Here is an 18,285-nt window from a genome sequence, read left to right as displayed (position 1 = left end):
GGGACAATGAAAAGCCTTGGCTTAATGGGAAGAGTGGCGATGAGTTTTTGTGTCAGTACCGTTCTGCCGATTTTTCTTTTTTTCCTCTCCACACACGGCATTACGAGTATGGGACAAAACATCTTCGTCCTGGCTCTTGCCGGCATTTTCCTTGTGGCATGGATTTACAACGGAATCGTGAAACCGATTGACAGCTTAAAAAATGCCGCGAGGCGCATAGAATCCGGTGATTTGAACTTTACCCTGGAAGCGGAATCGCATGACGAGTTTGCCGAACTGACACAGGCCTTTGAAAAAATGCGGATGAAGCTGAAGCAAAATCAGGAAGAAAAGGCGAGAGACGAGGAGGAAAACCGGGAGTTGGTCAGCAATATTGCCCACGATTTAAAAACGCCGATTACGGCCATTCGAGGCTATGCGGAGGGAATCCTGGACGGGGTTGCGGCAACGGAAGAGAAAAAAAGAAAGTATCTGCAAACCATCTATCATAAGGCTGTTGAGATGAATCGGCTGATAGATGAGTTGAACTACTATGCGAAGATTGAGACGAACAAGATTCCGTATCATTTTGTGCATCTTCCGGCGCTGGAATATTTTCAGGATTACGGTATGGAAATGGCGATAGACCTGGATGCGATAGGATTTCAATTTACGACCGATTACTACTTGGAAGATACGGTGGAGGTGATTGCCGATCCCGTGCAGCTTAGAAAAGTATTGAACAATATCGTTTCCAATGCGGTAAAGTATATGGATAAGGCGGAGCCGAAGATCCATTTCAGCCTTTTGGATGCGGGAGACTTTGTAGAGGTAGTGATAGAGGACAACGGGAAAGGCATCGAGAAAAAAGACCTTCCCTATATCTTCGAACGGTTTTATCGTTCCGACACGGCCAGAAGCACGGAAACCGGAGGTTCCGGTATTGGCTTGTCCATTGTGAAAAAGATTATTGAGGACAGTGGAGGACGGATTTGGGCAGACAGTGAAATAGGCGTAGGTACCGGTATACACTTTGTTTTGAGAAAACACTTTATGGAGGGGTAGAGAATTTTATGGAAGAAAAACAGAAAATATTAATTGTGGAAGATGAGGAGTCCATTGCGGAACTGGAAAGAGACTATTTGGAATTGTCCGGTTTTTTGGTAGATACGGAGAAGGACGGAGAGAAAGGATTGCAGCGTGCCCTTGCTTCGGACTACGATCTTTTGATTTTGGATATCATGCTTCCCGGAAGAGACGGTTTTTCCGTCACACAGGAGTTAAGAGCAAAGAAAGATATCCCGATTCTTCTGGTTTCCGCCAGAAGAGATGATATTGATAAGATTCGCGGCCTGGGACTTGGGGCGGATGATTATATGACGAAGCCTTTTTCCGCGAGTGAATTGGTAGCCCGGGTGAAGGCACATTTGGCTCGTTATAAGAGACTCAGAGACAACGGAAAAGAAGAAAATGCAATTATTGAGATTCGCGGACTTCGGATTGATACTACGGCAAGAAGAGTTTTTGTGGACGGGAAGGAAGTCACATTCACCTCTCGGGAATTCGATCTTTTGGCCTTTCTTGCGGCACATCCGAACCGTGTCTTTACCAAGGAAGAGCTTTTCCAGGAAATCTGGAAGATGGAATCCATCGGAGACATTGCGACGGTTACTGTACATATCAAAAAGCTTCGTGAAAAAATCGAGATGAGTAATGCGGTGAAGCCGCAGTATATCGAGACAATCTGGGGCGTAGGATATCGTTTTAAAGCATAAATAAATTTTTCATAAGGTTGGAAGAAGAGAGCACTGCAGGCTTTCTACTTCCGACCTTTTTCTTCGAAATAGCGAAAAATTCTCGAATTATAGAATTCGTCCCTTTACTAAAAATGCCCTGTCATATATAATTCCGCTTAGTGTTTATTCCTTTTTTTAAGAAAAAGCACGGGGTTTCAACATAGTTGTACATGGTGTACATCGTTCAAACTTATCTTCTTTACATTCATTTGTAAGAGAGAAATATAAGGAGGTTAAAGATGGCAAGAAAGTGGGTTTACCTCTTCACAGAGGGTGACGCAAGCATGAGAGAGCTTCTTGGAGGTAAAGGAGCAAACCTTGCAGAGATGACCAATATTGGTTTACCTGTTCCGCAAGGCTTCACAATTACAACGGAAGCTTGTACACAGTACTATGAGGACGGCAGAGAAATCAATGCGGAAATCATGGGGCAGATTGAAGAACATATCAAGAAGATGGAAGAGATTACGGGAAAGAAGTTCGGAGACCATGAGAATCCCCTTCTTGTATCCGTTCGTTCCGGCGCAAGAGCTTCTATGCCGGGTATGATGGATACCATCTTAAACCTTGGTTTGAATGAAGATGTAGTAAGAGTTATCGCAGAGAAGTCCGGAAATCCCAGATGGGCTTGGGACTGCTACAGAAGATTTATCCAGATGTACTCCGACGTTGTTATGGAAGTTGGAAAGAAGTACTTCGAGGAACTTATCGATAAGATGAAGGAGAAAAAGGGCGTTAAGCAGGACGTTGAGCTTTCTGCAGAAGACCTTCACGAGCTTGCCGAGCAGTTCAAGGCTGAATACAAGGAGAAGATCGGTAAGGATTTCCCGACTGATCCGAAGGAACAGCTTTTCGGTGCCATCAAGGCCGTATTCCGCAGCTGGGACAACCCCCGTGCAAACGTTTATCGTAGAGACAACGACATCCCCTATTCTTGGGGTACAGCCGTAAACGTACAGTCCATGGCATTTGGTAACATGGGTGACGATTGCGGAACCGGTGTGGCTTTCACAAGAGATCCGGCAACCGGAAACAAGGGACTTTTCGGTGAGTTCTTGACCAATGCACAGGGAGAAGACGTAGTAGCCGGTGTTCGTACACCGATGCACATCAACGAGATGGAGCAGAAGTTCCCGGAGGCATTTAAGCAGTTTACTGAGGTATGCAGTACTCTGGAGAAGCACTACAGAGATATGCAGGATATGGAGTTCACCGTTGAGCACGGAAAGCTTTACATGCTCCAGACCAGAAACGGTAAGAGAACCGCACAGGCGGCACTTAAGATTGCCTGTGATTTAGTAGATGAAGGAATGCGTACCGAGGAAGAGGCAGTTGCCATGATCGATCCTCGTAACCTGGATACCCTTCTTCACCCGCAGTTTGATCAGAAGGCATTGAAGGCTGCCACTCCGCTTGGAAAGGGACTCGGTGCCTCTCCCGGAGCTGCTTGCGGTAAGGTGGTATTCTCCGCAGATGATGCTGAAGCTTGGGCAGCTCGCGGAGAAAAGGTTGTTTTGGTACGTTTAGAGACTTCTCCGGAGGATATCACCGGAATGAAGGTGGCACAGGGTATCTTAACCGTTCGTGGCGGTATGACTTCTCACGCAGCCGTTGTTGCACGTGGAATGGGAACCTGCTGCGTAGCCGGTCTTGGCGACATCGTGATGGATGAGGCCAACAAGAAGTTTACTCTCGGCGGAAAGACCTTCCATGAGGGAGATGCGATTTCCATTGACGGAACGACAGGAAATGTTTATGAGGGCATCATTCCGACAGTAGATGCAAGTATTGCCGGTGAGTTCGGCCGTATCATGGGATGGGCTGATAAGTACAGAAAGCTTGCCGTTCGTACCAATGCCGATACACCGCAGGATGCTAAGAAGGCAAGAGAGCTCGGTGCTGAAGGAATCGGACTTTGCCGTACAGAGCATATGTTCTTCGACCCCGAGAGAATCTTTGCTTTCCGTGAGATGATTGTTTCCGATACCAAGGAAGAGAGAGAAGAAGCCTTAGAGAAGATTCTTCCCTTCCAGCAGGGAGACTTCGAGGCACTTTATGAGGCTCTTGAGGGTAACCCCGTTACCATCCGTTTCCTGGATCCGCCTCTCCACGAGTTCGTACCGCAGGAGGAAGAGGAAATCGAGAAGCTCGCTAAGGCAAAGAACAAGACTGTTCAGGAGATTAAGGACATTATCACTTCCCTGCACGAGTTTAACCCGATGATGGGACACAGAGGACTGCGTCTTGCCGTTACTTATCCGGAAATTGCCGTTATGCAGACGAAGGCTGTTATCCGTGCGGCAATCAACGTACAGAAGAAGCATCCGGATTGGAAGCTTGAGCCGGAAATCATGATTCCGCTTACTTCCGAAGTGAAGGAGTTCAATGTTGTTAAGAAGGTCGTTGTAGAGACTGCCGAAGAGGAAATCAAGAAGGCCGGCGTGAAGCTTGCTTACCAGGTAGGTACCATGATTGAGATTCCGAGAGCATGCCTCACTGCGGATGAGATTGCTAAGGAAGCGGACTTCTTCTGCTTCGGAACCAATGACTTAACCCAGATGACCTTCGGTTTCTCCAGAGATGATGCCGGAAAGTTCTTGAATGCTTACTATGACAACAAGATCTTCGAGTCCGATCCGTTTGCTAAGCTTGACCAGGTTGGTGTAGGAAAGCTGATGAAGATGGCGATTGACCTCGGAAGACCGGTAAATCCGCACTTACACGTAGGAATCTGCGGTGAGCACGGTGGAGATCCTTCTTCCGTTGAGTTCTGCCACAACATCGGTTTGGACTATGTATCCTGTTCTCCGTTCCGTGTGCCGGTAGCACGTCTTGCTGCAGCACAGGCTGAGATTAAGAATCCGAGAAAGTAATTTACATGTAGGAAAGGAGTCGTGCTTTTGCACGGCTCTTTTTTCTTCGGCACATTTTCCTAGAAATACGGAAGAAGCATGGTATAATAGCCGTTATGAAATTCGGATTTTCAAAATAAACAGATAAGGACGGATGAAAAAATGAAGAGAGTACATGGGAATATAGTAAAAAGGAACAGTGTATATATTGCGATAGCGCTTCTTGCTTTCTCGGGGCTTAGTGCCTGTAAGCCGAAGTACGGTGTAAATGAGACACCGGTGATGACCACGGCTGCGGCGGAGGTAGAGATTCCCATGGATTTTGACCAGATTCATAACGATGTCTTGGAATCCGTTTCTCCATCGGACTATCCGTTTGTAAAGAACTTAAATATCTCCGGAGATAACAGCGCAAAGACGGTTAACGTTGAAGTGGAAATTGTGGAAAATGTGAGTACGGAAGCCCTGAACACCTTCCTGAACGAAGTCATGAAGACCATTGCCAATGAGGCTGCGATTCAGGATTTTCGCTATTCCAAGTCTACGGATACGGAGTATGGCAGCTTTTTTAAGAAATATGGTGTGCACTACATTGTAAAGCAGGGGGAGGAGACCGTAGAGGACGTTACGGTGAATCCGGGAGAAGCTTTCCCGTTTAGCGCATAAGCGCATCGACATCGGGGAAAAGCCAATAGAGCTTTAGCTTTCCCGCAGTGAAAAGCGGCAAGAAGTGCCGCCTCCCCGAAGAAACAAAAATGGACTTGGAGTGTTGAACGATTCATGAAGAACGAAACAGAGAGAAAGCGAGAGGGCTTTCAATTCATAACGAGTATCGCTCGCAAAGCGTGCGGTATCTCGTTTGAGCATTGGCATTTTATTGCTCTATTACTCATGATATATGATGCCTTGGCTTTAGGGCTTTCCTACTTTATCGCCTTATGGCTCCGTTTTGACCTGCGCTACAGCATGATTGATACGGTATATGTGGAGGCTTGGAAAAATTTTCTTCCGTTCCATGTGATTTTTTCCTTACTCATTTTTTGGTATTTGAAATTATACAAGAGCATATGGCGTTTTGCGAGCTATTCCGAGCTCTTAAGAGTCAGTATAGCCACATTCATCAGTGCGGTCTTTCATATTGTGGGCATCACCCTCCTGCACAGAAGAATGCCGATCTCTTATTACATCATCGGCGCACTATTGCAGTACCTTGCCGTGCTGGGCATTCGTTTTTCCTACCGTTTTATTCTTCTGATTCGGAAAATCAAGGCGAAGCAGGTCAATTCTCGTATTATGGTTATCGGTGCGGGATCAGCTGGCCAGATGCTTATCCGCGACATTCATCGTGCCGGTGAAGTGGACGGGGAGGTTGTCTGCATCATTGACGACAACCAGAACAAGTGGGGAAGGATGATTGACAACATCCCCGTAGTCGGCGGACGTGAGAGCATTTTAGAGATGGTGGAGAAGTTCTCTGTGGACAAGATTTTCCTCGCAATCCCTTCCGCGACCCCTGCGCAAAGAAGAGATATTTTAAGTATCTGCAATGAGACGAGCTGTGAACTGAAGAATCTTCCGGGAATGTACCAGCTCGTGCTTGGACAGGTGACGGCGTCCGCGATGAAACAGGTTTCCGTGGAGGATTTACTCGGAAGAGAACCGATTCAGGCGGATTTGCAGGAGGTTTTCCGTTTTATTAACGGAAAGACGGTACTGGTCACCGGCGGTGGAGGAAGCATAGGCTCGGAGCTTTGCCGGCAGATTGCCGGACACAATCCGAAGGAACTCATTATTTTTGATATTTATGAAAATAATGCGTATAGCATACAGCTGGAACTTCGGGAGAGCTTTCCGGAATTGCATCTTACAGTGCTGATCGGTTCGGTTCGGGATTCCCGCCGAATCTTCCAGGTTTTTGCAAAATATCATCCGGATATCGTTTATCACGCCGCTGCACATAAACACGTTCCGCTCATGGAGGACAGCCCTTGTGAGAGTATCAAGAATAATGTGCTTGGAACCTATAAGACGGCTTATGCGGCCATGACGCACGGTTGCAAGCGTTTTGTCCTGATTTCTACGGACAAGGCGGTGAACCCCGCAAACATTATGGGAGCCAGCAAGCGGGTCTGCGAAATGATTATTCAGGCCTTCGATAAGAAGATTAAAGAAGGAAAGGCGGAGGAAATCCCTCAGCTTTATACCCATAAAGGGATGGAAAATGCGGATAAAGAGGGAGATGGAACCGTTTTTCAAAATATTCATACTGAGTTTGTGGCAGTTCGTTTTGGAAATGTCTTAGGCTCGAACGGTTCCGTGATTCCCATTTTCAAAAAGCAGATTGAAAAGGGAGGGCCGGTAACGGTCACGCATCCCGATATTATTCGCTATTTTATGACGATTCCGGAGGCGGTAAGTCTGGTTCTGGAGGCTGGAAGATTTGCCAAGGGCGGAGAGATTTTTGTCTTGGATATGGGCTCTCCCGTAAAAATCGACAGTTTGGCCAGAAACCTGATTCGGCTTTCCGGCTTTAAACCGGACATCGATATCAAGATTCAATACAGCGGACTTCGTCCGGGGGAAAAGCTCTATGAGGAGAAGCTGATGGCGGAGGAAGGACTGGAGGAGACGGAAAACAGTCGCATTCATATCGGAAAGCCTCTGCAGTTTGATATTGAGGCCTTTCTCACGAAAATCGACGGACTGATGGACGTGGCATACAAGAATAAGGAAGAAGACATTCGTGAGATTGTGAAGGAGATTGTAGTTACCTATAAGCCGGCAGAGGAACATGCGTAATTTGGAAAATAGGGAAGTGGATTGTAAAAGAATAGAGGAGCTGGAAAAAGTTTTTTCAGCCAATCACTACAACGGTTCAGGGAACACTGCCTTTCGGATTGAGGAGGGCAGTGTTCCCGTTATGCTGTCCGCCCCTCATGCAGTAAACCATTTTCGGGACGGAAAGCTGAAGGCGGCGGATTGCTATACCGGGGGAATTGCCAGATATTTACGGGAACGGACAGGCTGCCCGATTATCTATTCCGCGTCTTTTACGGAAACGGATCCGAACTACGACAGTCCCGAGGCAGGAGGATATAAGGAGAGTCTTAAAGCCTATTTAAAAACGCATCCTGTGTATTTACTGATGGATTTGCACGGTGCGGCACGGGAAAGGGAGTTTGCGGTGGAAATGGGAACGGCGCCGAGAAAGAGAAAAGAGGATGCGTCTTTACTGCAATATCCCTTTGTGGATGATGTGATTAAAGCGGTTTTGGAAAAGAAATTTCTGTCCCTGAACACGGAAAAGAAGAATATCTCGAAAAATGTTTTTTTTGCCGCAAAAAATCAAAATACGATAGTAAATTATATTTCTACGTACACGAACACCGCCTGTATTCAGCTGGAAATGAATCGGGAATATCGGGAAATGGAGCATTCTTTGGCTATGCAGAGCCTGGTGGAGGGACTAAGAGACTGCATATCCTATTTTTCTACTCTGGATTGGGACAAACTAAGGAGAACTTTCGAATGAGCAAGAAGCATTTTCAAACAATCAATCGGATTTGGGAACGGAAAAAGATAGGATTAAGGCTTCATGCGGAGGCGAATCCGGGAGAAGGGGTCTTTCTTGTCCGGCTGGAAGACAGCGGTGAGAAAAGCTTTGATTTTGTAAGGCGGGCAATCCGCTACTCCTTGGAGTACAGCCTGAAACGGAAGGAGAGAAAAATTCTTCTTAAGGAGAGTCGGGAGACTCTCTCGGAGGATTCCGGCTTCCAAGCGCTAAGCAGCTTTCAGATTTACTTTACACCTGCTTTAGAAGAAGAGGAGGAAGAAGAGGATTCTGTTTCGGAGATTTATTCCGATACGGAAATCCCGAAACGAGGGGAAAGCGCCCCTTCGGGAAACGCGGAAGAACTTTTCTATAAGGCGATAGAAGAGCTGGAACAGCTTCTTTTTCATCTGGATTGGAGTGCTGAAAAAATAGAAGTTTACCGGCTCTGGCAGTCCGGGACCCATAAGCCGCAGGACAAGATTGAAATAAAGGGAGAGTGCTTTTCCTGCAACGCGCTTGTCAATATCAGCTCCTACGGGAGGGGGGCGGAAAAGGTGCGGCTTCGTCTGCCCAAAGAGGATTTTGCTCTGGGCTTTATGTCTTCTTATGCGGGAGACGGAGCAGGCGGCATCGGGGAAATGATTTTCCTAACCAATCGCTTGATAGAGCAGCTTTTCGGGGAGAAGTGGGATAAGGAGCGCTTAGGCTATGCTCCGGTCATCGTTTATGAATATGCCAGAGAGGATTATGCAATCGGTCTTCCTTTAGCGGACAAACTGGACGGCATTTTTCTCTCGTCTCTTCTTGCGGAGGCAAAAAAAGACGAGGCAAAGTCTTATGATTATATGGTCTTTAACCGCTATACCGACTCTCGGTTGCATCTTGACTTCACAAAGGCGGATTACGGGGACAAAGGACGCGTGAAGGAGCGGAAGGTGATGCTGCCTCGTTACTATAAAAGACTTTTGGGCTATTTGGATTTCCCGCTAAAGATGATTCGGGAAGAAGAGTTTTTGTCGCTCAGGGAGAAGCTGCATCCCAAAGAAAGAGAAGCTTTTGATGCCTGTTATCAGGCGATTCCCGGAGAACTTTTTTACCGGATTCGGGACAGCTATGAGGGAGAGCAGTTTGAGGTCAGTAATTTCGTAGAAGACTTGCTCCACCCCGGCAAAAAGGACAGTTCCATAATCCGGAGAATCATCCATGCCATCCTGCAGAAAGATACGGAAGAGAAAGAGGCCTATCCAAAGCTTTTTGGCGGGCATTCCATAGAGGAAGAGTTCGACCCGTATTTGCAGAAGGGAAGTAAGGAAGAGGAATCCTTTTTCGGCTTAAAAATGAAAAAGAGTCTTATCCCCCGAATTACGGAAAAGACGCCGGACATGGAGGAAAGATTAAAGAAAATCCGGCTTCCGCTGGAGGAGGTTCTGGAATTTGCCTTAAGACAGGGGATTGCCTTTCCGGAAAGAAAAGCGGAGGAAGAAACGCATGAGATTCTAAAGAATAAAATCTATGCCGGCTTTGCGGAAGGAAGACTGGATGTTTTTGACAGGGTGGATTTGCTGAAGACGCTCCGCTGCCCGGATGCGGAAAAAGAAGACCGGAGGAGCTTAAAGACAGCTGCCGGCTTGCAGTTCGACTCACTTCTCAATTTCGCCATCGGAAAGGCGGATTATCTGCTTAAGGCGGAGTGGAGCAGTGAAACCGATGACCGAAACAATGTCGCGCGTTTGAATTCCAATATGATGAATCTTCTCGGTGTTTCGGAGAACGATAAGATTGTGATTCATTTCGGAAAAAAGCAGGCGGTTCTGCGGGTGCTGGATAAGGATACCTTAAGTGACTATCAAATCGGGATTCCCGCACCGACCAGAAAGAGCCTCGGCATGAACAGTATTAACGATATTGTTACGGTGCATAGAGATATGATGCACATCTTCTTAAGGCATTCCGAGGAGCAGACGATTGCCTTTCTCGGGACTTTTTTAGCGGTTTTTCAGGTTATCAGCAATTTATGGCTCGGAACACTGCTTTGCATCATTTTAGTCCCGGCCATCCTGTATTTGGTCTTGAACGAAGAACGTATTAAAGTCAAGTAAGGATGTATTAAAGTAAGAGCGCATTAAAGTAAGGGCGTATAAAAGTAAAGTCGTATAAAAGTAAAGTCGTATAAAAGTAAGGACGTAGTAAAGTAAGGATAAGAAAATGAATCGAAAAGAAGCGGAAGACTTTGTGTACAGTTCCTATCTGAGGGCGGAAAAATATCATGTCTATGAGGAAAAGGATGTCGAGCGAAGGCATCCGGAATTTACGAGGGAGCTTCTTCAGAAAAAATCCGGAACGCCTGCCGCTATTGTGACGGGAAGCAAGGGAAAGGGCTCCGTTTCAAAGATGATTGCGGAAATCTTGCAGACGAAGTTCACCGTCGGTTTAATGACAAGTCCGCATATAGAGGATTTCTGCGAACGTTTTCAGGTAAATGGGGAAAAGGTATCTTCTCCCCTTTTTTCTATGCTTATGGAAGAGATTCGTCCGGAAATAGAAGAGATAGATCGGAAAATCCCGAAAGAGTTCTCTGTAAGTCCCATGGGCATTCAGGCGGATTTTGCCTTAACCTGGTTTCGGAGCAGAAAGACGGACTTTAATGTTTTTGAATGCGGAAAAGGGGCGAGGCTGGATGACGTAAACAATATCCTGCACGATTACGCGGTGATAAATTCGGTATTTTTGGAGCATAGAAGAGAACTCGGCAATACTATCGCTGAAATTGCGGAAGATAAGGCGCATGTGATTACGGGAAGAGAGAAAGCCGTGTTTGTCGGCGAACAGACGGAGGAAGCCATGGCGGTTATCGAGAAGAGAGCCGCTCTTTTTTCCGTACCCTTAAAGGTCTACGGCAGAGATTTTTGGGAGGAAAATCTTCGCACGGAGCAGACGGGAATCGTTTTTGACCTCTGCATTTTCGGAAAGCGATACCGGGATATCAGACTGCCTCTCCTGGGCGACTTTCAGGCGAAAAACTGTGCCTTGGCCATGGCTGTTTCGGAAACCGTCTTTTCGGATTTGAGCGAAAAAGCTTCCGTTGTAGAAGAAAGTATGCCGAATACAGAAAATTTGCCGAGTGCAGAAAGCGCACACAGTGCAAGTGTAAAGGGTTCCAAAAGCTCGTGCAGTGTAATGCGTTCCAAAAGCACGGAGATGGGAAAGACTTTTGAGATGGACGCGGTACGAAGGAGGCTCTCGGAAATCAACTGGCCGGGCAGGCTGGAACTTATTTCGGGAGAACCCTTTATTCTTTTGGACTGCTGTATTAACCGCATAAGCACGAAGGCGGTAAAGGCCGTGCTCGCAGAAAGAAAGATAGAGAAGCCGGTCAGCATCATTGCGATACCCGAGGATAAGGATTACCGCGGTGTGGTGCAGGAAATGTACCCCCTCTCGGAGAGCATCATTCTGACCCGTACGCATAACCCGCATTATCATTTTTCGGAAAAGCAATGCGAGAGAATGGCGGAAGAGGGAATCGCAACAGAATGGGCGGAAGATTTTACGGAGGCGATGAAAAAGGCGGAAGAAAAAGGGCTTCCCATTGTAATCTTGGGAACGACTTCTCTCCTTCCGGAAGTAAAAAACTGGCAAAAACGCATAAAAAATTCTTGAATATCTATAAAAAACTATGCATAGATTTATTTGTAAACCCGCATTACAATTAAAATCCTAGATATATTCACAAAAAACTATGCATTGCCGGGCTTTTCGGCAAGACGGGGAGGCGTCCATGAAAATCGGCTTTATCGGCGTAGGGGGCATGGGATATACCCACCTACTTTGCCTGAAGGAAATTGCGGGCACGGAGGAAATTTGCGTATCTGCCATTGCGGATAAACGAAAAGAACGGCGGGAAATGGCGGAAAAAGTATTTCCCGAGGCAAAGCTTTATACGGACGGCTTGGAATTGTTGGAAAAAGAAGAATTGGATACCGTGTTCATTATTACACCGAGTTATGAGCATTTTCCCCTTATGAAAAAGGCGATGGAGAAAAAGCTCTCTATTTTCTGTGAAAAGCCGGTGTGTCTTAGCCCGGAGGACTGCGATCAGCTTGTAAAGATGGAAGAGGAATATGAGAAACCCATCTGCATCGGCCAGGTTGTACGGCACATGCCGGAGTTTTTATTTTTAAAGGATTGCATTGATTCGGGAAAATATGGAAAGCTTTTGGATTTGTCCTTTGAAAGACTTTCCGGAAATGTGAACTGGGGCTATGAAGACTGGTTCCACGACGAAAAGAAGTCCGGCAGCGTAATCCTGGATTTGCACATCCATGATCTCGATTTTATGCGCTTTATCTTGGGAGAACCGGATTCGGCGGAGGTTCTGCATCACACAAGCTTTTCAGACGGGATGGTGAACCATATTGTCACAAAGGCAAAATATCCAAATCTGGAGGTCTTATGCGAAGCCGCCTGGTATCATGCCGATTCCTATCCTTTCCACGCGAGCTATCGGGCAGACTTTGAGAAAGCGACCGTGCAATTCAATTCCGCGATAGATAAGGAACACGTCTTCCTCTGCACGGACGGAAAGGCGGAAAAGAAAAAAATCGGAGGGGAAGACAAGGAAATAGAAAGTGAAATGAATATCAAGAGTCTGGGAGCCTATCTGATAGAGGACCGGAAATTCATTGCCTATCTGCTCGGAAAAAGTACGGAGAATCCGGTATCGCTTGCGGATGCTGTAGAGTCCGTGCGTCTGGGAATTCAAATTCTCACACAAACAAAGGGAGCTTGTTAGAAGCAGGTTTCGTTTAACCTGTTCAATACATACTTAAGTAAAGGAGACAGTGTATGAAAAAAATGACGGCAATGCTCATGGTAGCGAGTCTCACCGCAGCGGCACTTTGCTCTTGCGGACAGAAGACGGAAAAGGAGACACCGGCGGGAGCGGAGACTTCCAAGGAGACACAGAAGGCGGAAGAGAAGAAGGATGGACAGGAGGTGACCCTGAAAGTCTACGATTCCATGGCCTATGGTGTAGAAGCGTATGATGAAGTCATTAAGAAATTCGAAGAGAATCATCCCGGCGTCAAGGTGGAAATTCAGCATGCGGCAAATGACAGCAATACCCTCCTGCAGTCCAGATTCAACTCCGGCGATATTCCCGATGTTTTCTTAAATGAGCCGGGTGCAGGAGCACAGCTCTATTATGAGTATTCTTATGACTGGTCAAAGGATACGGAGACTTTAGGGAAGTTCAAAGAGGATGCTTTGGATTTAACGAAGACCGAGGACGGCGCAATCTACGGACTGCCTTGGACCTATGAAACCATGGCGCTCATTTACAACAAAGATGTTTTTGATAAGGCCGGAATCACCACCCTTCCGAATTCCGTTGAAGAACTTGGTGAGATTTGCAAGAAACTGCAGGACAGCGGAGTAAAGCCGCTTGCTATCGCAGGCAAAGAGAAGTGGGCACTGGGACAGATGGCTACCCATTTTATTATGGATAAGAGCCTGGATGCGGCCGGTACGGTGAAGGCTTTAAAGAGCGGCGAGAAGAGCTTTAAGGATCTTCCTCACTGGGACAATTTCTTTAAGCTTTTGGATCTGGTAAAGGAATATGACGGCGACAAGGCGGTAGAGACCGGCTGGGAGCCTGCAGAAAATGCAGTAGCAACAGGAGAAGCCGCAATGCTCCATATGGGCGACTGGGCACAGGCCAACTTCACAAAGATGGGACCGGATACCAAGCTGGCATTCCTTCCCGTTCCGGTAGGCAGTAGTGAAGCCGACAATACCATTTTATCCTCCGTAGGTTGGGTATTCCAGGTTTATAAGGACTCTCCGAATTTGGATCTGGCAAAGGAATATTGCGAGTATGTGCTTTGCAGTGAAGAAGGTGCAAAGTGGATGACGGAAGGAGTAGATGCCGTTCCTGCAAGTACAACGAGCGATTTACAGCCTTCCGGCGATCTTCCCCAGGATGCACAGAAGTACATCAAGGCCGGAAAGACCAACGGATGGATTCATACCATTTGTGATACGACTTACTCCGATACGGTTGGACCGCTGATTCAGGGTTATATCCTCGGCGAGTACACGAAGGAAGAAGTAACGCAGGGCTTCGAAGATTATTTTAAGAATTTACAGTAAAAGGAAAGTTGCGGGAGTTCAGGGCGTTTCCGACAGGAAACGCCCCGGTGCTTTCGCCGGAAAAGGAGCACAGAAAGGGGAGAAAAAAGGATGGGAAGCATACATCGAGGGAAGAAGCAATACCTTTATTTTATACTCTTTGTTCTTCCGGCGCTGTTCTTTGTGCTGCTGGCTACGGATATACCATTCGTTTTAAATATGGTGTATTCCTTGTTTGAATGGAATGGAATCTCCAAGTCGGCAACTTTTGTAGGCTTGCAAAATTTTGCCAAGGTTTTTCATGATAAGCTTTTCTGGAAGAGTTTTCTTTTTACCATGCGCTATACGGTTTATTATGTGGTTTTGGTCAATATCCTGTCTCTTTTTGTGGCACTGCAGCTTTGGAAAAATACTTTTGCCAGCAAGGTGGGCAGAACCCTTTATTATGTGCCGCATATCATTTCCCTTACCGCAATCAGCCTGGTTTGGCAGTTTATCTTGGGGCCGATTTTTTCCGGTTTCTACGATATTACCGGAATGCCTTTCTTCCATTATAGCTGGCTCGGAAGACCGAAGCTTACTTTTATCATCATTCTTGTGATGACGATTTGGCAGAACATCGGCTTTTACATGGTGAACTATATTGCGGGAATCATTACGATTCCGAGAGAGCTTGTGGAGGCGGCGGTCATTGACGGCGCAAACAGCAAGCAGTGCTTTATGAAGGTGATGCTGCCTCTTATGGTGCCGTCTCTCTCCATTTGCATTCTTCTTTCCATGATGTTCGGTTTAAAGCTTTTCGATATCATCATGGTGTTTACGCAGGGCGGACCGGTGAATAGTACCATTTCCGTTTCCTTTAATATCTATAAGGAGGCCTTCAGTGCAAACCACTACGGGCTTGCTACGGCGAAGTCCCTCTTCTTCGTGGCGGTAGTGCTTTGTATTACAGGCGTACTGTTCCAGCTTAGAAAGAAATGGGAGGTGGAGATGTGAAAAAAGCGATTCTTAGCAAGGGCATTTTCGCCATTACCATAGTTCTGTCTCTCTTTTGGCTTATGCCCCTCATCTTTATTTTTATGAACTCCTTCAAAGGGGATGCGGAAATTATCAATCATTTCTTGGCCCTTCCGAAGGAATGGACTTTGCAGTATTACGTCGCAACCTGGAATAAATTTAATTTTCCGTTGCTTCTGAAAAATACGATTTTCTATACGGTAACCACTACGGTTATGGTTCTGCTCTTTGCCCCCATGGCGTCCTACTTTATTGCGAGAAGTCGGCACATGCTGGTGTGCAGAATCAGCCTGCTCCTCATGATTCTCCCGATTATGGTGCCTTTCCAGACCTACATGATTTCCCTTACGAAGTTTCTGGGCGGATTCCACCTGATCGGAACCCGTCTGGGGTACATTTCGGTAACGGTAGGCCTTTTGCTTCCCCTTGCCGTATACATCATTTATAATTACATCAATACGATTCCCATGACCTTGGAGGAAAGCGCCTATATCGACGGGGCAAATATTTTCCAGTGCTACTTCTACATTATTCTGCCTCTCTTAAGACCGATTCTGACTACGGTTTTGGTTTTGGACGCACTTTCCACCTGGAACGATGTCATTACCAATCAGTTGATCGTAGGGACAAAGATGAGCTCCATGAATATTCAAAATGCCCTGTATATGTTTTTCTCCGTACAGAGTACGGACTGGTCCCATGCTTTACCGGGAACGATGATGAGCATTATTCCGAGCTTGCTTTTCTTCCTGGTGATGCAGAAATATATTGTAACGGGAATTACTGCCGGAGCGGTAAAGGGTTAACGGAAATAGGAGGAAGAGATGAATATCGGCTGTATAGTTCGTTTGGAAAGAAATCCGGATATTGAAAAGGAAATGAAGAATCTTGCAGGGCTGGGGCTTCACAGCTGCCAGGTGGTCTCCTGGGACAGAAAGTTTTTCAATGCGGAAAAAAATGCGAAAAGAGTGAAGGATGCGGCGGAGAGCCTGGGAATTACGATCACCGCCTTCTGGTGCGGCTGGGAAGGCCCTGCCTTCTGGAACTTTACGGAAGGCCCCATTACACTGGGGCTGGTTCCCGAGGCTTATCGAATGGAACGTCTGCAGACTTTAAAGGAAGGATCCTATTTTGCGAAAGACCTGGGGGTTTCCGACCTCATTACCCATGTCGGGTTCTTACCGGAAAACCGACGTGACCCCTTGTACGCGGGAACGCTTGCGGCTTTGAAAGACCTCATGAAGGTTTGTGAAGCGAATCGGCAATATTTTCTTTTTGAAACGGGGCAGGAAACGCCGATTACTTTAATGCGAATGATTCAGGACATCGGATCGGACTATTTGGGAATCAATCTCGACCCGGCCAATCTCCTCCTTTACGGGAAGGCCAATCCCGTGGATGCCGTAGACATTTTCGGAAAAAAGATTCGCGGTGTACACGGAAAGGACGGACTCTATCCGACTTGTCCCGGGGAACTTGGACGGGAAACCAAAATCGGAGACGGGAGAGTCGATTATCCGGTATTTTTAAAGAAACTCTTTCAACTGGGCTATCAGGGAGATATTACGATAGAACGGGAAATCTCCGGAGAAGAACAGATTCGGGACATCCTTTTTGCGAAACAGTATCTTTCCGACTTAATCGGGAACTTGGAGTAAAAGCCTGACAGCAGGTCATTCATGAGTATAATGCAACAGATCAAGCAAATTGATATACGAGAGCAAAATTTAAAAAATGTATATGACTACGTCTTGCACAGTTCCGGTGCGTCCAGGGCAAAAATTGCCAAAGCGCTGGGACTGAGCAGGCCATCCAGCTCCTCTTTGGTAGATGAACTTCTTTCCATGGGAGCTCTTTTTGAGGACGGAAAAGAGGAGGGGGAGAGAGGGGTCGGCAGAACCCCGATTGTCATCCGGGCGGATTTTCGAAGGCATTTTTGTATCGTGCTGTTTTGGAAGCCCAAGCGGATTTCGGCAAGTGTTGTTTCCATGGCACAGGACAAGAGCGGAGCGGAGAGAGTTTTGGAAAGTACGGAATGCCCCGTTTCCTCCGCAAAGGAATATGGCAAATGCTCTCTCAGACTTCTTCGGGATTTCAAAAATAAATATGAAAAAGCATATGGAAAGGACAAGTATCTTGGCAGTGTCCTGGTTCTCCCCGGGATAGTCGATCCCTTAAGAAGAGCTGTTTTATCCCATCCGCTCGGGATAGATCTGGAGACGGGAAGACGGATTATTTCGGAAATAGAGGAGAGCGGAGAGAATTCCGTCGGCATATTGAACGATAACGCAATCCTGGGCTATGCGGCCATGCAACGATTAAACCTGCAGGAAAAAAACTTTCTTTATATTAACCTTTCCACCGGAATCGGTGCGGCTTACTTTATGAAGGGAGAAATCTTCGGAGATGCCGGAGGAAAGCTGACACAGTTCGGGCACATCATCGTCCACCCGGGAGGGAGCCTCTGCTCCTGCGGCGCACACGGGTGTCTGGAAGCGGAAATCGGGGAGCGCGCTTTACAAGAGCAATTTGCATCCTATTTCGGAAAGGAAGAGCTTAAGCCCCTTTTAGAGGGGGAGCTTTTACGAAAAATCATAGACGGAAGAAAAAAGGCGGATGGAATCTATACTGCGGTGAAGGAGAAGTTTCTAAAAGACCTTTCCCTGGCTATTTCCAATGTTTCCACCATGGTCTTTCCGGATTTGATTCTTCTCGGCGGTTTCTTTTCCCTATGGGGAGAGGATTTTTTGGAGGAGCTGAAGGCGGAGATTAATCGTATCGGCTTTTCCTATATCATGCAGGATCTGCATTTATTGTACAGTAAAGAAGAGAAGGAAGAACTTCAGGCGGCTGCCGCGGACTACTTCTTTTCCCGCTATTTTCATTTTACGGAGAGAAAAATAGAGGGAATTCACTTGGGCTAATGGGAAAAACGCTTTGCAGGGTATACAATATTGGC

Annotated in this window: 14 protein-coding genes; all 14 read left to right on the top strand. The window is 46.7% G+C overall.

The annotated features are described in order from the left end of the window. Positions 1–6 precede the first annotated feature (6 nt). The 14 genes from HMPREF9624_RS07360 to HMPREF9624_RS07295 all read left to right on the top strand — a co-directional run bounded on the left by HMPREF9624_RS07360 (position 7) and on the right by HMPREF9624_RS07295 (position 18,250). On the top strand, positions 7–1,044 hold the full coding sequence (locus HMPREF9624_RS07360; RefSeq protein ID WP_009537218.1) for an ATP-binding protein: 1,038 nt from the start codon (positions 7–9) through the stop codon (positions 1,042–1,044). Positions 1,045–1,052: 8 nt separating this feature from the next. After that, positions 1,053–1,754, top strand: coding sequence for a response regulator transcription factor (locus HMPREF9624_RS07355; protein ID WP_009429040.1), 702 nt, complete (start codon positions 1,053–1,055; stop codon positions 1,752–1,754). A gap of 260 nt (positions 1,755–2,014) precedes the next feature. After that, on the top strand, positions 2,015–4,648 hold the full coding sequence (gene ppdK / locus HMPREF9624_RS07350; RefSeq protein ID WP_009537217.1) for a pyruvate, phosphate dikinase: 2,634 nt from the start codon (positions 2,015–2,017) through the stop codon (positions 4,646–4,648). Between the two features lie 141 nt (positions 4,649–4,789). Then, positions 4,790–5,293 (top strand): hypothetical protein, encoded by a 504-nt coding sequence (locus HMPREF9624_RS07345; RefSeq protein ID WP_009537216.1) that lies wholly within the window; start codon positions 4,790–4,792, stop codon positions 5,291–5,293. A 114-nt stretch (positions 5,294–5,407) separates the two neighbouring features. Beyond that, positions 5,408–7,426 (top strand): nucleoside-diphosphate sugar epimerase/dehydratase, encoded by a 2,019-nt coding sequence (locus HMPREF9624_RS07340; protein ID WP_009537215.1) that lies wholly within the window; start codon positions 5,408–5,410, stop codon positions 7,424–7,426. After that, entirely contained in the window at positions 7,419–8,159 is a 741-nt protein-coding gene (locus HMPREF9624_RS07335; protein ID WP_009537214.1) for a hypothetical protein, read from the top strand. The genes HMPREF9624_RS07340 and HMPREF9624_RS07335 overlap by 8 nt, the downstream gene beginning before the upstream one ends. Continuing rightward, positions 8,156–10,279 (top strand): cell division protein 48, encoded by a 2,124-nt coding sequence (locus HMPREF9624_RS07330; protein WP_009537213.1) that lies wholly within the window; start codon positions 8,156–8,158, stop codon positions 10,277–10,279. The genes HMPREF9624_RS07335 and HMPREF9624_RS07330 overlap by 4 nt, the downstream gene beginning before the upstream one ends. A 106-nt stretch (positions 10,280–10,385) precedes the next feature. After that, entirely contained in the window at positions 10,386–11,840 is a 1,455-nt protein-coding gene (locus HMPREF9624_RS07325; protein ID WP_009537212.1) for a bifunctional folylpolyglutamate synthase/dihydrofolate synthase, read from the top strand. A 118-nt stretch (positions 11,841–11,958) separates the two neighbouring features. After that, positions 11,959–12,972, top strand: coding sequence for a Gfo/Idh/MocA family protein (locus tag HMPREF9624_RS07320; RefSeq protein ID WP_009537211.1), 1,014 nt, complete (start codon positions 11,959–11,961; stop codon positions 12,970–12,972). Between the two features lie 53 nt (positions 12,973–13,025). Further along, positions 13,026–14,330: an ABC transporter substrate-binding protein gene (locus HMPREF9624_RS07315; protein WP_009537210.1), complete on the top strand. Its 1,305-nt coding sequence runs from the start codon at positions 13,026–13,028 to the stop codon at positions 14,328–14,330. A 90-nt stretch (positions 14,331–14,420) separates the two neighbouring features. After that, positions 14,421–15,305: a carbohydrate ABC transporter permease gene (locus HMPREF9624_RS07310; protein ID WP_009537209.1), complete on the top strand. Its 885-nt coding sequence runs from the start codon at positions 14,421–14,423 to the stop codon at positions 15,303–15,305. Further along, a complete protein-coding gene (locus HMPREF9624_RS07305; RefSeq protein WP_009537208.1) occupies positions 15,302–16,132 on the top strand; it encodes a carbohydrate ABC transporter permease in 831 nt (276 codons plus the stop codon). Before HMPREF9624_RS07310 ends, HMPREF9624_RS07305 begins: the two co-directional genes overlap by 4 nt. Positions 16,133–16,150: 18 nt before the next feature. Continuing rightward, positions 16,151–16,984 (top strand): sugar phosphate isomerase/epimerase family protein, encoded by an 834-nt coding sequence (locus HMPREF9624_RS07300; RefSeq protein WP_009537207.1) that lies wholly within the window; start codon positions 16,151–16,153, stop codon positions 16,982–16,984. Between the two features lie 21 nt (positions 16,985–17,005). Continuing rightward, a complete protein-coding gene (locus HMPREF9624_RS07295) occupies positions 17,006–18,250 on the top strand; it encodes an ROK family protein (RefSeq protein WP_009537206.1) in 1,245 nt (414 codons plus the stop codon). Positions 18,251–18,285: the final 35 nt, after the last annotated feature.

The organism is Oribacterium asaccharolyticum ACB7 (genome assembly GCF_000238075.1).
Taxonomy (GTDB): domain Bacteria; phylum Bacillota; class Clostridia; order Lachnospirales; family Lachnospiraceae; genus Oribacterium; species Oribacterium asaccharolyticum.
The sequence above is the reverse complement of the archived record's forward strand: the minus strand, read 5'-3'. Positions and strand labels throughout refer to the sequence as shown.